Source organism: Lysinibacillus sp. NPDC097287, assembly GCF_044761695.1.
Classification (GTDB): domain Bacteria; phylum Bacillota; class Bacilli; order Bacillales_A; family Planococcaceae; genus Lysinibacillus.
Genome location: NZ_JBIWCX010000003.1, coordinates 293,573 through 310,158, shown reverse-complemented (window position 1 = coordinate 310,158; position 16,586 = coordinate 293,573). Strand labels below are relative to the sequence as shown.

Here is a 16,586-nt window from a genome sequence, read left to right as displayed (position 1 = left end):
ATGTATTATTTTTGAAGCGGAAAAACTAAAAAGTTAGTTTTCGATGAATAAGAAAGATTCATTAACTAAAAGCTGTGTCATTGGTAGAAGGAAAGGGTCCTTGAAATAGCTTACCTACACCTCTAAAAATCACAAAAAATTAATAATATTGTTTGCGATGATAATGATGTTTGATATCGAACCTGAGAGGACGGCAAGTTTTACGACATTTAAGTGCTAATTTATAGTATAATAACCATGCATGTAAAATAGAAGTAAATTAAGGAAGGTAGAGTTTAATGACATTTACTGAACCAGTACGAAAATATATATTGTCGGGCATGGTGGCATTTGTTGTAATTGGTCTGATTGTGGCGAATGTTATGGCCAGCAAGCAGGATGAGGAATTTGCAACGAATGGGGTACTATATAGTCAGGCCGTACAATTACAAACAGATGGCAATTATGAAGGGGCATGGGAAGCTATTTCTCAGGTTTTAAAGGCTGAGCCGAATTCGGAGATTGCAAATTATTTAGCAGCAATCATCTCTGTTAATAAGGGTGATGCAAAGCAAGCGGCGATATATATGCAAAAAACGTTAGATATTAATCCATATAAGGCTGAAGATGCGATGTTTATGATTCAATTGGGCGAGGTATTTGTAGCTGCTGAAAGATACGAGGATGCAAAAACTGTACTTCTGAAATGCCAAGAATCGGCTTGGACATTAGAGCAAATGCCAAATTATCAAGAGCACGTTACTTCATTACTAGCACAAATCGAAAATCCGCAATAAAGGAAGGTACATAAAAATGAGTAAGTTCTACGAAAAAGTAGCTTATCACGATGTGGAAGAAGATTTACAATCACAAAAATCTATAGACAAATGGATATTTAGATTACTTCTTATTGTTATTGGCTTAGTTCCATTAATTGTGATGGCAAGTGTTATTGAAGTCCAATCACCGCTTATTACAAATTTAAGTGCCTTAACAGGTGGGATGAAAGGTGATCTCTTTACATACTATAAGGCTTTAACATTACTAATAATTACTGTGATAGCAAGTTTAATGTTCTTAGCGAAAATTTTGTTTATGAATGGCGAAATTCGTAAAACAAAATTGAATTATGCGATTGGTGCATTTGCTGTAGCAATTGTATTGTCTACAATTTTTTCACCGAATATTTCTATCGCACTAGATGGTTTATCCAACCGATCAGACGGTGCAATTAGCTGGTTATGCTACCTAGCGCTATTCTTCATTGCAATGAATATTGACTATCCGAAAAAGGCTATTCAATATATTGTATATGCAACAATTCCATTTGTTTTAATAAATCTTATTATTATTACATTGAATTTTTACGGTAAAGATTTACTTCAAAAAGTTTGGGCTCAAAAGTTCTTTACTTTATTTTTACCTGAGGGAGCATCTTTAAGTGAAGGATCGGTGTTATTAGGAACATTAAACCACGGGAACTATATGAGTGGGATGTTTGCAATTATTGCGGTAATGTTTTTATCTAAAAGTATAATAGATCAGAAGATATTTGATAAAGTCTTTAGTTTTATTATGGCTGTACTTTCTGTATTTATAGTATTCATGTCTTTATCAACTAGTGGTTTCTTAACTATACTAGCAATGATGATTTTACTCCTATGGATTGCATTTAAAAATGAAAAGAAAGTAGTTGCTTTCATCCAAATTGCCGCATTCTGTGCTATCTCAGTAGCTAGTATTCATGTTTTAGCGGGAGAAAATTCGAAAGTTTGGGATGAAACATTTGGATTCTTTATGTCTAGTAATCCATATAAAGAGGAGGCAGTGGTTTTAAACGAAAGTCTTTTCAATTTTGACAACCGAGCATATGCATCTGACAATAGCTTTGAGCTGCCAGAAATCGCAGGCACAGGTATTGGTGCTGGTTCAGGGCGTGTTTATATTTGGACATATACCATGGAGTTAGTCAAAGATAGACCTCTTCTTGGTTACGGTCTTGATACATTAATGTACAATTTCCCACATTACAATAAAGATGCAAGAGCGAATCTTGAAACCGAAGCGGTTATTGTGGATAAGCCTCATAATATGTATGTTGGCGTTTTGTATGGTACAGGGATTATAGGGTTTATTGCTTTTTTAGTGTTAGTAGTATTTACTTTATCGAAGAGTCTTAAACATATTTTAATAGGAAACAGTAGTGTTACTGTGTTAGCTATAGCGGTATTAGCCTTCTTATTCCAAGCAATATTTAATGATACACTGCCGGGAATAGCAGCGCCGTGGATGATTGTTATGGGGTTGATAATGACAAATAAAAAAGAGTTTTCTATAGGAAATTAAGATAATAGAAAAGTGGGAGGAATAACGTTGTTCCTCTATTCTTTTTTCAGTTAGTAACTATATCGGTAATGAAATGGTTTTAATAAGGAGTATGCAAAATGTTGGATTCAGTGGTAACGCAAATAAAGTATATTTTTTCTCAAAGGTCTTTAATAAATCAATTTACGAGAAGAGAAATTTCGAACAGATATAAAGGGTCTTATTTAGGAATGATTTGGTCATTTATCACACCATTAATGATGTTAACAATTTATACTTTTGTATTTAGTGTTATATTTCAAGCGAGGTGGGGTACAACTGGGGAAACTAGCAAAGTTGAATTTGCTCTTATTTTATTTACAGGTTTAATTGTATTTAATGTATTTTCGGAAGTTGTATCAAGTGCACCTAATTTAATAATAGCCAATAGTAACTATGTAAAAAAAGTAATATTCCCTCTAGAAATACTACCCATTGTTGCTTTAGGCTCCGCTCTTTTCCAAACATTAATCAGTTATTTAATACTTTTGTTGGCGATTTTAGTATTAACAGGGACGTTTTATTGGACTGCTTTACTTTTTCCAATAATTATTTTACCGCTACTACTAATTTCTTTAGGACTAGCATGGTTTTTAGCTTCTTTAGGTGTGTATATAAGAGATATAGGTCAAATTATTTCTATTGCCGTTCCAGCATTAATGTTTATGAGTCCAATATTCTACCCTATATCTTCAATCCCAGAAGAATTTCAATTCATTTATTCTTTAAATCCAATTACTTATGTAGTTGAAGATATGAGAAGAGCCATTATTTGGGGCCAACAGCCAAATTGGAGTTGGTTAATTATTGAATTTTTTGTAGGCTTAGTAATTGCTGTTTTAGGATATATTTGGTTTAAAAAGACGAGAAAGGGTTTTGCAGATGTCCTCTAGTAATAATGTTGCAATAGAAGTGAAAAATTTATCTAAAAAATATCAAATATATGAAAAGCCAATAGACCGCCTAAAACAAACTTTATCATTTGGTAATAAAATGTATTATCGAGAATTTAGTGCATTGTATGATATTAGTTTTGAGGTTAAAAAAGGACAAACTTTTGGCATAGTAGGACAAAATGGTTCAGGAAAGAGTACATTGCTTCAGATAATAGCAAAAACTTTAACTCCTACTGAAGGTGAAATTAAGGTAAATGGTCGTGTTGCAGCTTTATTAGAGTTGGGAAGCGGTTTTAATCCAGAATATACAGGACGAGAGAATGTTTATTTAAATGGTTCTATATTAGGTGTTTCAAAAGAAGAGATGGACGTTAGATTTTCAGAAATTGAAAAGTTTGCAGATATTGGAGATTTTATTGATCAACCAGTAAAAACTTATTCAAGTGGCATGTATGTACGTTTAGCCTTTGCAGTAGCGATTAATGTTGATGCAGATATTATAATTGTAGATGAGGCATTGGCAGTGGGAGATATGTTTTTCCAAGTAAAATGTTATAAGAAGTTTGAAGAATTTAAAAAACAGGGGAAAACAATATTACTAGTTACACATGATTTAAGTAGTGTGATTAAATATTGTGATAATGTATTAGTTTTAAACGATGGAGAATCTTTAGGGGTATACAATGCAAAAGAGGGTGTAGATTTATTTAAAAAGCTTGTAGTTAATTTACATAAACCTACACTAACAAATGAATATGTTAAAAAGGAAGTTCAATTAGATGAATGGAAAAGTTTTTATCAAATCAATTCTGGCCATCTAAATTATGGTGATAATAAAGCTGAGATTATTGATTTTGGGATTTTTGATGAATTTGACGAATTAACTTCAACAATAGAAAAAGGAAGTGAATGTCAATTCAAAGTAAGAGTACATTTTGAATGTTCATTAGAATTTCCTATTTTTGCATTTACAATTAAAGATTTAAAAGGTACTGAAATCACAGGTACTAATACAATGGTTGAGAATATTGTAATTGATACATCTAGAAATGGAACGATAATGGAAGTTTCATTTACTCAAAAAATGAGTCTACAAGCTGGTAATTACCTTTTATCATTGGGATGTACGGGTTTTGAAAATGGTGAATTTGTAGTATATCATCGATTATACGATATTATTTCGTTTCAAGTAATATCTTCTAAAAATACAGTAGGTTATTTTGATTTAAACTCTATGATTGAAATATCCACTATACAATAGGTGAAAAATATGATTGAGCAAATTGGAAATGTGAAAATGAATTTAACATATTATACAGGGGAAGATCAATATAGTGATGGAGAGATTGAAGATGAGTTACTAAGAATCGTTCAAGGCCATAAAGATTTTGATGATGTGATAAAAAATGATACGAGGTGGCCTATTTTATATCACTTATCTAAATATAGAGAACATATTATTGAATGGTATCCATTTAATGAAAATAGTGATGTTCTAGAAATAGGAGCAGGTTGTGGAGCTATTACAGGTGCGTTAAGTAGAAATGTGAAGAGCGTGACATGTGTAGAATTGTCTAAAAGACGTTCGCTTATTAATGCTTATAGGCACCAAAATTCGGAGAACATTGAGATATTTGTTGGTAATTTTAACGAAATGAAATTTGAACGCAAGTTCGATTATATTACATTAATTGGTGTTTTAGAATATGCCCCTTCATTCTCCAATTCAAGTAAACCATTCCATGAATTTTTGAATTATATTAAAAGTTTATTAAAGCCAAATGGTAAATTATTTATTGCTATTGAAAATAAATTTGGTTTGAAATATTGGGCAGGAGCACGAGAAGATCATACAGGTGAATTTTTTGATTCAATTGAGGGATATAGGGAGCCCAAAGGAGTATGTACATTTTCAAAGAATGAGTTACAAAGATTACTAGAAGAATGTATGTTAGGTAATACCGAATTTTATTATCCTCTTCCAGATTATAAACTACCATTTCAGATTTTTTCAGACAATAGGAAGCCTAAAGCAGGTGAGCTTAGAGATTTAATCCATAATTATGATAATGACAGGTTTGAATTATTTAATGAAGATATTGTGTATGATTTATTAAATATAAATGATAATTTTAGTTTCTTCGCCAATTCTTTCCTAATCATTGCTAGTGTAGAGTAGGGGGAATTATTTTGAGGATTAATAGTATAAAATATAGCATTAATCGTAGAGAAGCTTTTCAATTAAAAACCATAATATATGAAGAAAAAAATTCGAAATATGTGTTAAAAGAAGCGTACTCTCAAGCGGCAAAGAGTCATTTAGAGAATATATATAATAATTATGAAGAATATAAAGAATCTTTTTTTAATCCAGTTGAAGTAAAAATGCAGGATAAAGGCATAGTTTTTCCTTTTGTTGAGGGAGAGAGTCTTGATGGAATTTTAGTTCAAAAGCTTTTTAATAAGGATAAAAATGGGTTTGTAGAAAAGCTTAAGTGGTATAAGTCCTTATTTTTAAATGAAGAACAATGTGCTTTTTATCAAACAATCGACTTTAAAAATATTTTCGGTGATGCTTCAAACCTTGAAGGTATTGCAGCTATGAATTTGGCTAATGTTGATTTGAATTTTGATAATATAATCTTCTTAGAGAAAGATACTAAAATAATAACTATAGATTATGAGTGGATTTTTAAATTCCCCGTACCTATTGATTATATAATTTATAGAGCAGTATTGATTTTTAAGACAAAATATTCAGGGCATTTTGCTAAAGAACTTATAATTGAAGAAATTTTTGAAATGTTGGAAATGGAAACAGCAAATATTCCTTATTTTGAGGAAATGGAGAGTAATTTTTCGAAATATGTTGGAAAAGATTTTGAAGAGTACAAATTAAATTATTTAAAGAACAATATAAAAATAGATGAATTATATAATGAACAATCTCCAAAAGACTTTATGCATATTTTTGTAGAAAATGATTCTGAAGAACTTAATTATAATATGGTAGCTATTGAATTGAACAATGAGTATAAAGATTATGCTTTAAAGTTAAAAGGTTTAGATATTAATAGACTTAGATTAGAGCCATGCTATCAGCAATCAGTAATATCTTTAGAAAAAATCGAGATTTTTTCTAAAGATATCGGTAAAGAAGATTTGCATTTGATTAAAACTATATCCTCACAAAATATGTATAAAGATTTGGAGACAAGAAATTTAATAAAATTACCATCTCAAAATTCTTTAAAGCTAGTTAGTTTAGGAAAACATCCTATTATATATATTAATAACATATCTCAAAATATAAATAGAGAATTACATGTGAACGTTAGATTGAAAATTATAAGCGGTATCCCTGAGAATCACTTAATAGATATTATTGATGAGAAAGATATGAAAATATCGAATATTGAAAATGAAAATGATTCTTTAAATCGTAGTTTAAACGAAAAAAATCTAGAAATAACTCATTTTGAAAATGAAATTTTATCAATGAAAAATGAAATTTTATCAATGAAAAATGAAATTAGTAAAGTAGAATTTGAGAAACAATTAGTAAACAAACAATTAGAATCATTAATGAATTCGAAATCGTGGAGAATAACAGAACCAATGAGAATGGCTGGTAGAATGTTAAGAACAGGAAAGAATCAATTGAAAGTAGTAAGTAGAAGGTTTAAAAGATTTATTTTTTTATTTGCGAAGAAATTACCTTCACCTTTAAGAAAAGTTGCTAAAAAGGTTTATTTGAATAGAGTTAATCAAAAGGCAATGTTAAATCAAGAAACAGAATTAATCAATGAAGAGGGATTAAAAAAAGTATCTATAATTATCCCTGTTTATAATAATATCGACTATTTAGAAAGTTGTATATTATCTGCAGTTAATCAAACATATGAGAATAAAGAGGTTATACTTGTTGATGATTGTTCTCCAATGTCAGAAGTTGAAACAATTTTAAACAATTTTAAACATTATGATTTTGTTCGTATTTATAAAAACGAGAGAAATATAGGAATATCTGCCACTCAAAATGTTTGTTTAGCAAAAGCAACAGGTGACATAATTGCTTTTCTAGACTGTGATGACATATTAATGTTAAATGCTGTGGAAGAGTCTTTAAAGTATTGGGAGCCAGATACTAAATATTCTTTTTCAAACAGAATTCATATAAATGATGAATCACAAGAGATTGGGAGATTTGGTTGTGATCATCTTCCAAAAGATAGTATTTTTGAGGATCATTTGGATGTTAGAATGTATGCCTCGCATTTTAAATTAATAAGTAAAGATGTATTTGAAAAGGTTGGTATTTTTAATTCAGAATACGACGGAGCACAAGATTATGATATGGTGCTTAGAGTAGCATTCCATTACCCTAACAACGCATTTGTACATGTACCAAAGTTTTTATACAAACATAGAATCCATGACAAACAGACTTCGGAAACCGTTAGAGAAAAACAATATGCAATGTCAATTAATATAAGCAATCAAGCGAAAATGCGCAGAGATATAAAAAATGGAACTTTCCATAAATTTATTTCTTTTATTATGGTTTCATATGGTAAAGAAGATCAAACTTTAATGTCTATTCAATCTATTAAAAAGACAGTGAATATCCCACATGAAATTATTTTATATGAGAATGGTTCTTCTACAACCTGTGTAGAGTTTATTAAAAAGCATATTGAACCAATTCCAAATGTAAAAGTTATATATTCTGATAAAAATATTGGGCCGTCATTAGGTAGGAAAGAAGCACTCAATTATGCAAGGAAAGGTAGTTATTATATATCATTAGATAATGATATTGAAGTAACTGAAGGCTGGATTGAGGAATTGCTTGTTAGGGCTGAAGAAGATGACAATATTGGTTCGGTCACTTGTAGAGTAATGTTTCCTAATCAAACATTACAGTTTACAGGTGGGTTTGAGGAGATAAATGATGGAAGAGTAGAATTTAAGCTTTATAATATTAATAAAAATGTACATGATTTGAGTACTTTAGAAAGATATAATACTGATTGGAATCCAGTAGGAGCTACTTTGTTTAAAGGATGGTTTCCGATAGTAGAGGGTTATCCTAACGTCTATGAAGATGCAGCAATATCGTATAAATTACGTAAAGAGGGAAAGCTGTTAGTTAATTCACCTAATTCGTTATTAATTCACCATCATATTATGTTTGATGAAGAGAGAAAAGAAAAAGAGCAAGATTATTTGAATTTTAGATATCATCCAAAATTAATGTTAAAATCTATATCTCAATTTTATGCTGATAATAATTTAATTATTAATGATGATTATGTATTCTCTACAAACGGATTAAATAATAGAAAAATGGCTAATGAGGAAATTACGGAAGTATTTAAAAAAAGTATAAAAGAAGAAGTTTCTAACTAAATTAAAAAGGATAGCTATATAATGCAGATTTCTATAGATATAATTGTTGTAATCTATAATTCTGAAAGATGGATTGAAGATTTTTTGAATTCCTTAAAAAAACAAAATTATCCTTTAGAGAAGATTCATTTAACATTTATTGATAATAATTCAAAAGACAATTCATATGATTTGTTGAATAGTTGCATTTTTAAGGGGAAGTTTGGGAGTTATGCGATTTTAAAGCAAGAAAAAAATCTTGGATTTGGAGCTGCTAATAATATCGCAGTGTCCAAAACTGATCAATCGTATATTTATTTTTTAAATATTGATACAGAGTTACATCAAGATACATTAGTAAACTTAATAAACCAAGCTTTGATAGATGATGGTATTACAGTCGGAGCATGGGAGTCACGACAATTTCCCTATGAACATCCAAAGCATTATAATCCAGTAACACTTGAGGTTTCTTGGAGTAGTGCAGCTGCTTTATTAGTAAGAAGAGAATGTTTTCAAAAGATAGGTGGCTTCGATGAGGAAATATTCATGTATGGGGAAGATGTAGACTTAAGTTGGAGAATTAGAAATGCTGGTTATCAAATTTTATATGTACCAAAAAGTATAATTTATCACTATACTTTTGAGAAAAGTAATGTTAACAAAGAAAATGAGCTTTTAAATATAATAAATAGTAATTTATTTTTAAGATATAAATATGGGAGTTTTAAAGATATTATTTTAGGTTACGTAATGTGCTTACTATGGACGATAAAGCATAGGAACTTAAAATTCTACTTAAAATTGGGCCAGATACTAATGAAGTCATTTTCTAAGATGTTTAAAAGTAAACGAAATAACATGGAGGGGAATTTTTGTGGTTGGAATTATGAAATTCATAGACTAGGCCATGAATTTCATAATGCCTTACCAATTGAAACCCCACTAGTATCTATCATTGTAAGAACGAATCAACGACCTGAAATGTTAAAGGAAGCGCTAACTACCATAAAGAATCAAACATACGAAAATATAGAAATAATTGTCGTAGAAGATGGTTTTCCAAAATCTAAAGAATTAGTGGAAAACAATTTTAAGAGTTTAAACATTAAATATTATGCTACGAACGAAAAAGTTGGTAGAACAAAACTAGCTAATATAGGTTTAGCACTTGCTACAGGGGAATATTTTAGTTTTTTGGATGATGATGATTTATTATATGCAGATCATATAGAAGTATTAGTTACTTCTTTAATAAATAATCGTAGTTACAAAGTAGCGTATAGTGTTGCATTTGAGACACCGACAAAGTTAATTTCTATGAACCCATATATCTATGAAGAAGTATGCTATAGTATTGAGTTTAATTTGAAATTTAATAAGCAATTATTATTAATTCAAAATTACTTTCCAATCCAATCTGTTTTATTTTCTAAAGAGATATATGATGAATTAGGAGGAATGGATGAATCTTTGGAGGTTTTAGAGGATTGGGATTTTTGGCTTAAAATTTCTACTATGTACGAGTTCTTGTATATTGAAAAAATTACTTCCATTTATAAAGTTCCTTTTCAGAAAACAGCTTTTTTAAAAAGAAAACAAGAACTAATTGAGCAAACAAAATATATACGTGAAAAATATGCAGTGGAAAATATACAAATACCTTCTAAGCAAATTAATTTTAAAAAGAAGATAGTATCAAACTTTAAAATTAATCAGTGTGAAGTGGTGAAAATTTTAAAATTTAAAATCAAACAAAAATTTTGATGTTACCGCAAGGATTTCATTTTCGTTTGGTAGGTGAATATATCATAGAACCTGCTGTATTCGGAGTTTATTCGCGGCTATTTTATAGAGAGCTACAATCATAAAAATTTTATGAAGCAGGAATAGACGTGGCTGTTGCACAAGATAGACAATCATTGCCATACTAGGAGAGTATTTTATGTGGATTGAACTTGCCCAGTAATACGATCAATGTTCGATAATACTTACATATGATGTATTTAATTCGTAAAATTGTTATTTTTTTACATAACACGGATATGCTAATACTTATCATGAAAATGTAATTTTGGATATGATTAGTATTGGCATAGGGGCAATGGATGAATAAGAGTTGGTGACGATTACACATGAATACTTTTTGTTAAAAAGGTATATGAATGTTTATATGAAAGAGAGATTTGGAGGAGTAGATTAATGAGTGATAGTAAAAGTCTTCTATTAGTGGGGAGGCGAAAATATTGTTTTCTTTAAATCAACAAAAAAGAATTAATCTAAAAATATCTCTGTTTGTTATTATAGTAATTTCTTCGCTTTTTCAATTTGTGGCATTTGAGAACATAATAGTAGATATTTATGGTTGGCATTTATCTCAGCCTGAAACAATACAGGGAGGGATAGAACTGCTCATATTACTTTTGGTTTTCGCCTTAGTCATATTAGTTTTTAAACCATACATCTCTTTGTTTTTGGTATTCCTTTTATCGTTACTTTATTTAAAATTCCATCAAGTCTTAGTGAGTACGATTGTAACTTATACTTATATAGAGTGTATTATAGTTTTGGGAGGCTGTATTCTTTCGATTTTTAAAATATCTAGGGGGAAAAATATTTCAAATTATCTTGCTTATTTCGTAGTAGGGTTATCTTTTTGGAGCATGTTTGCTATGTTTCTTTCTTTATTAGGAAAAGGAACAATTGATGATTTGAGAGTTCTTACAGTTATTCTTTCGATTTTCAGTCTGCTTTACTTTATTAAAAAAAAGAAAGTACCTTTTTTAACATGGAGAATAGTTCAGTCAGTATATAGATTCAATCGTGGGGAACTAATGTTAAGTTCTTTTTTATTGAGTTTAATTCTGGTAGAATTCGCTAAATCTAATAGAGCGATAGACTATGACTCTATATGGTATGGATTAAGACCAGAGCATGTATTAGTGGGTACTAATTCATTTTTCGATAATTTAGGCTTAGTACAGTTTGTTCATTATTATCCTAAGTTGATGGAACTTTTTTTTGTACCAATAAGTGGACTTGGTGATTATAGTTTTATTTATGCAGCTAACACTATAATCTTTTTATTGCTAATAATATTAATATTTTCCTTTGCTAAATTAATGGGAACAAGTGATTTTGAAGCTCTTTTTCTGTCATGTTTATTATCTAGTATTCCAACCATTGCAAATATGGCTTCCACAGCTAAAACAGATTTATTTACATCCTTTTTATTGTTGTTAAGTGCATATTACTTTTTACTTTTATTGAGAAAACCTATTTATTATAAGTATGCCTTTATGATTATTTGTCCTCTTATCTTATCATTAGGAGGAAAAATAACGAGTTTTCTATATGTTCCTTTGCTAGTTTTAGGTATGTTGTTATTATTGTTTTATTATTTAGTGCAAGATAAAGAAAAAGCGTTAAAGTTTTTTGGTATGATGAAGAATAGGGTTTTAAAAATTCTAAAACTTGAGATTGTTATTCTTTCGAGTAGTTTATTTGTTTTAGGGGGGATATTTTACAGAACGTATATTTTGACAGGGTATCCAACCTTTCCACTATTAATTAATTTATGGGATAGGTTAGGATTTGAATTGAAATATCCATTCAATAAAATCCCTCAGTTACCTGGTTTTTCTGAAGAGACGTTTACATATATAGGTAGATGGTATAATTTGTTGTTTGATCCAAAGGATTTTCCTCATATTATTAACTCATGGACAGGAAATTTATCATTTTATATGTTAGTTGTTTTTATATGCTTGCTAATTTTTCGTCAAGTAAAAATGCGGAATTTACTTCTGAATGACTTTATCATTTTTCTACCTTGGTTAGTATCAGGTGTGATTTCTGCTTCAATTTTTAACAAAGGTGGGGATGGTAATTATTACATCGTTCCATTGATTTCTACATCTCTAATTTTTTATGTAGGATTCACTAAATTGAAAAAAAATCTTATTAAAACTATGATTTACTTTTCTTTAGCATTGTTTATTCCAACCCAAACAATGATAACTTTTGTTTCGCATTGGTCTTGGCAATGGGGAACTGATGTGGTTAATTATTCACTTGTAGAAAAAGAGCTAGATGATGATGTAAGAAATAAAGAGATGTTCCAAGAGTCTGGATTAACTGAAATAGAAACATATATTGTTTCTAAATCCGATAAAGCTAGAGCAGTAGGATTTGGTACAAATGAAGTTTCAGAACAAGTATTGAATCATCTTTCTTGTCGTTTTGAAAACATTAATGGTGGGTTGGGTTCAGCGTGGTATGGTAACCCTGAAATTGTTTCATCTGAAGATGAATTTTTAAGGTATTTAAAGTGGGCTGAAATTGATTATGTGATAATCCCTAAAGAAAAAATAGAAGGGTTTGATCCTGTGTTTATAGTCTATAATAATTTGAAGAAAATGGGAGGGGAAGAGATTGAATCGAGGGATTTTTATTTACTTGATATAACTCTCATTAAAAGTCAAATATATAATATAGACTGAATAAAAAAGAGTTGACTTTCAACTTATTAATTTATTCATTATTTTAATTATTATAGTACACAACCTGTTACATGTTTTGGGGAATATGACTATATCATTCCATCTAACGAAAATAGAGTTGAATTACCGAATATGACAACCCTTATTTTCCCTTTAATGAACCTTTTAAAGGAGAGAGTCGCGCTATCTTTTGAATTAAAGTTTGAGGTAGCTCTTTTTCCTTTTTCTCTAAATTGGATACGGGGAGTTAAGGTAATGTAAAAATGTATATCATTTAATGAATACCCACAATCAAACAAGTGATTAGATATTTTCCGTTTATAGAATTTAATATTAAATAAATAGGGAGATGTATGAGTGAAAAATTTTTTAGAAGAATTTAAGTTTTTTTGTGAGAAGAAAAAAATAATATGGCCTACTATTTTTCTGTTAATACTATGCTATGGATATGAAATAGTAAATTTCACATTATCAATTGATGAAGAAAAAGTAAATTATAGAGGGAATGATTATGCTCCATGGTTTGTACAGGGAAGGATTGGTATAGGCATAACCAAGTTGTTATTTTTAAATACTGCGTACATACCATACTTAACTACTTTATTAGCAGCTGTATTTATGGCTATTTCAGCATTAATTTGGGTTTACATAATAAATAAATTATCGATAAATAGATTGTCTAAAATATCAATGGTTATTTTTATAGGAATGTATTTAGCACTGCCAAGCGTGAATGCCTCTTTCTTTTCATTCAGCACTTATAACTTGGAAATTGCTTTAGGACTGATAGTAGTTCCAATGAGTATTATTTATATAATAAGAGCCACTGAAAACAAGAAACTAAATATACTTTGGGCAAGTATATTTTTGACGCTAGCGATATCATTGTATCAAGCGTTTACAACTGTATTTATGTTAGGGGTAACAATTGTCTGTTTTTTGTGGATATATTTTGGGCAAAAAGAGGATAGCAAAAAATTTATCTTTAATGCGATTATTACTTTTATTTCAAGTCTAATACTCTTTTATCTAATAGAAAAACTGTTTCAACTCTTTTGGCCAAGTAGTGGTTATGTGGATGGTTTCATTAGATGGGGAAATGCACCAGCAAAAGTAATAATTAATGATATATATCAAGGAATGTATCAGAAGTTTTTTAATATAAATATATTAGATAATATTTTATTCTTTTCACTAATTGCTATGGTTATGATTCTTATGTTAATGCTATTTAATCAAAGAAGCAGCGACGAAAAGAGTTTATTGGTAACAATATTTTTAACTTTACCTATACTTCCGTTTTCTTTATGTATATTAACTGGTAATATGATGCCTTATAGAACTTTATTAGCTTTACCTTTATTCGTTGCTTTTGTATGGTTTTTTGTAATTTATTTACTAGAAAAAATAGTATGGGTTAAGGGGATATCTGTAATAGTGATATGTCTTTTATTATTTGTCCAAATCCAATCTTTAAATATGATTTTTTATGGTGATAATGTAAGATACAAAATGGATGAAAATATTGGAAATGTTATTTCGGAGGATATTCTAACAAGTTCAAGAGGAGATTTATCAAAACCAGTAGTGTTTATAGGGGCATATAGTCATCAATCAAATCCAAGAATTATTGAGTTTGATACATTGGGAGCATCATTTTTCGAATGGGATAATGGGAACAATGTTAGAATTCATAATTTCTTGCGGATATTGGGATATAAATTTTTGGAACCATCTGCAGAAATGATTGAAGAATGTGTTAATGAAATAAATATGGATGAAATACCTAATTGGCCTCATGAAGGAAGTATTATTGTAAATTCAGAATATATTATAGTTAAGTTATCAGAACCATCAGGCTCTTGGTATTATGTAAATTTACCTCGGTAGCTGATTTTGTTTTGTAACAAGAGTAGTCCACAAATTTCCTTTTGTAATTATTTATTTAAACTTATATAGTGCGATTTCGATATAATTAACTTAATATGGAATAGTTTGCATAACTATAGGGTTGATACATTGGAGATTTTAATAAAAGAAACAATTAGGAAGTGATTTTATTATTAAGTTTTTAAAAACACTGAACTTGAAAGAACAGTTAGTATATGCGGTTATAACTGTACTATCACTGGCAATATTTATATATTATTTGTCGTTAAACTACAAGATTAGCTACCATGACGAAGTAGGGTATTTTAATTTCGCAAAAGATATACAAAATTTAGGTTTGTTTGAAATTCAAAATGAACTGAGAACATATTTATATTCATTCATTATTTCCCTTTTTTTAGTTGTTTCATCGAGCGAGGATGCATTTATTAGTAAAATATTGATGAGCATTTTTCAGTATGGGGTATATCTATATACAATCTTTTTTTTGGCGGTAAAATCTATAGAAAGATTTAAAGTTGAAAACCAAAAGAAGGTATTTTTGTTTATTACGGGGTTTGGGTTATTGAATCCTTATTTAATTCAATCAACTACACTTTTTTTAACAGATATATTGGCAACTTGTTTTTCGGTACTGGCAATTGTTATCGTTCAATTTTGTGATAATACAAAATTTAGAAATAATTTTATTGCATTTATCCTTATTTATTCAGCAATTATGATAAGACCATCATCTCTTATTTTCTTACCTATAATTTTAGTATTGATAGTTTATAAAATCGTTAAATATAGTGAGAGGAGAAAAAAAAGATTATTTGTAGAATGCGCTTTTGCTGCAATAATATCAACATTTGTTTTTTTGCCACAGTTATATATGAATGTAACGAAATTTAACGATTTTACACCATTAATACATGAAAATCTATATGAAAATCAAAGTAAATGGGCTGTGGAAATGTTGAAATATGGTACAGTTGTTATTCAAGATGAGCAACCACAACTTTATTGGGCTAACCCTATTCAGTCTGAAGAAGATATAGGTATTTATGAACTTATATACAAGGATTTCTTTGTTTTTATTTTTGTATATGTAGTACATGTTTTTGGTGTTTTAGACTGGGGATATATTGATACGTATATTAATGATTTTTACCCAATTAGTAGAATACTAGGATCTGGGTTTTTATATTTTATATGGATATTAATTTTTTATGGAATATTTAAAGTGATAAGAAAAAAAGAAATTGATTTTCAATTTATTGGTCTTCTCGTTTCAGCGATTTGTTATACACTATTCGTAGCAAGTACAGCAATAGAATCAAGGTTTGGGTATCCTATCTTCCTATTACTACTTCCTTTTGCTGGATATACTTTTGTTGAAAGTAGACTAACTAAAAGGTGGATAATAGGGGCGATTTCTTTGATAGTAGCGGCTTTCATAATTTCGTTTCTTTTAGATTTACAAACAGATAGAATAAATTGGTTTGAATTTTTATTCAAAATTTGAATCTGAAAAATTTCAGTTTGCTTTTTTATACAAAACAACATTAAATTCGGAGGAATT

10 protein-coding genes are annotated in these 16,586 nt (G+C 29.3%); all 10 read left to right on the top strand.

Annotated elements, in window-relative coordinates; translation table 11 throughout:
• Positions 1 to 278: 278 nt before the first annotated feature.
• Positions 279 to 776, top strand: a complete 498-nt coding sequence (locus tag ACIQ2D_RS06850) for a tetratricopeptide repeat protein (RefSeq protein ID WP_402861391.1) — start codon at positions 279 to 281, stop codon at positions 774 to 776.
• 16 nt (positions 777 to 792) lie between these two features.
• Positions 793 to 2,325: an O-antigen ligase family protein gene (locus ACIQ2D_RS06845; RefSeq protein ID WP_402861388.1), complete on the top strand. Its 1,533-nt coding sequence runs from the start codon at positions 793 to 795 to the stop codon at positions 2,323 to 2,325.
• 98 nt (positions 2,326 to 2,423) lie between these two features.
• Entirely contained in the window at positions 2,424 to 3,236 is an 813-nt protein-coding gene (locus ACIQ2D_RS06840) for an ABC transporter permease (RefSeq protein WP_402861385.1), read from the top strand.
• Positions 3,226 to 4,500 carry an ABC transporter ATP-binding protein gene (locus tag ACIQ2D_RS06835; protein WP_402861382.1) on the top strand — a complete coding sequence of 425 codons (1,275 nt, stop codon included), beginning with the start codon at positions 3,226 to 3,228 and terminating at the stop codon, positions 4,498 to 4,500. The genes ACIQ2D_RS06840 and ACIQ2D_RS06835 overlap by 11 nt, the downstream gene beginning before the upstream one ends.
• A gap of 9 nt (positions 4,501 to 4,509) precedes the next feature.
• On the top strand, positions 4,510 to 5,418 hold the full coding sequence (locus ACIQ2D_RS06830; protein ID WP_402861379.1) for a class I SAM-dependent methyltransferase: 909 nt from the start codon (positions 4,510 to 4,512) through the stop codon (positions 5,416 to 5,418).
• A gap of 11 nt (positions 5,419 to 5,429) precedes the next feature.
• A complete protein-coding gene (locus ACIQ2D_RS06825) occupies positions 5,430 to 8,651 on the top strand; it encodes a glycosyltransferase (RefSeq protein WP_402861376.1) in 3,222 nt (1,073 codons plus the stop codon).
• Between the two features lie 21 nt (positions 8,652 to 8,672).
• Positions 8,673 to 10,397, top strand: a complete 1,725-nt coding sequence (locus ACIQ2D_RS06820; protein WP_402861373.1) for a glycosyltransferase family 2 protein — start codon at positions 8,673 to 8,675, stop codon at positions 10,395 to 10,397.
• A 479-nt stretch (positions 10,398 to 10,876) separates the two neighbouring features.
• Complete coding sequence (locus ACIQ2D_RS06815) at positions 10,877 to 13,132, top strand: hypothetical protein (RefSeq protein WP_402861370.1); 2,256 nt, start codon at positions 10,877 to 10,879, stop codon at positions 13,130 to 13,132.
• Between the two features lie 357 nt (positions 13,133 to 13,489).
• The gene (locus tag ACIQ2D_RS06810; protein WP_402861367.1) at positions 13,490 to 15,022 is read left to right on the top strand and encodes a glucosyltransferase domain-containing protein; all 1,533 of its coding nucleotides are present in this window, start codon (positions 13,490 to 13,492) and stop codon (positions 15,020 to 15,022) included.
• A gap of 196 nt (positions 15,023 to 15,218) precedes the next feature.
• Positions 15,219 to 16,529 (top strand): hypothetical protein, encoded by a 1,311-nt coding sequence (locus ACIQ2D_RS06805; protein WP_402861364.1) that lies wholly within the window; start codon positions 15,219 to 15,221, stop codon positions 16,527 to 16,529.
• The last annotated feature ends 57 nt before the right edge of the window (positions 16,530 to 16,586 follow it).